The 400-nt window shown below is 57.5% G+C and carries 1 protein-coding gene; it reads left to right on the top strand.

Features of this window, described 5'->3' with window-relative positions:
- Positions 1 to 400 (top strand): phage portal protein (locus H3H36_RS26395; protein WP_139156577.1); only part of this gene is annotated, 400 nt, incomplete at both ends.

The following is a 400-nucleotide window of genomic DNA, read 5'->3' as shown; positions in this document are numbered from 1 at the left end:
CTCAGGATACGGATAACGGCTACTCCGTGTTTGAGCAGTCACTGCTGCGGTATATCGCTGCCGGGCTGGGTGTCTCGTATGAGCAGCTTTCCCGGAATTACGCCCAGATGAGCTACTCCACGGCACGGGCCAGTGCGAACGAGTCGTGGGCGTACTTTATGGGGCGGCGAAAATTCGTCGCATCCCGTCAGGCGAGCCAGATGTTTCTGTGCTGGCTGGAAGAGGCCATCGTTCGCCGCGTGGTGACGTTACCTTCAAAAGCGCGCTTCAGTTTTCAGGAAGCCCGCAGTGCCTGGGGGAACTGCGACTGGATAGGCTCCGGTCGTATGGCCATCGATGGTCTGAAAGAAGTTCAGGAAGCGGTGATGCTGATAGAAGCCGGACTGAGTACCTACGAGAA

This window comes from Rugamonas fusca, from assembly GCF_014042365.1.
Taxonomy (GTDB): Bacteria; Pseudomonadota; Gammaproteobacteria; order Burkholderiales; family Burkholderiaceae_D; genus Rugamonas; species Rugamonas fusca.
This window is presented reverse-complemented; position numbering and strand designations above follow the sequence as displayed.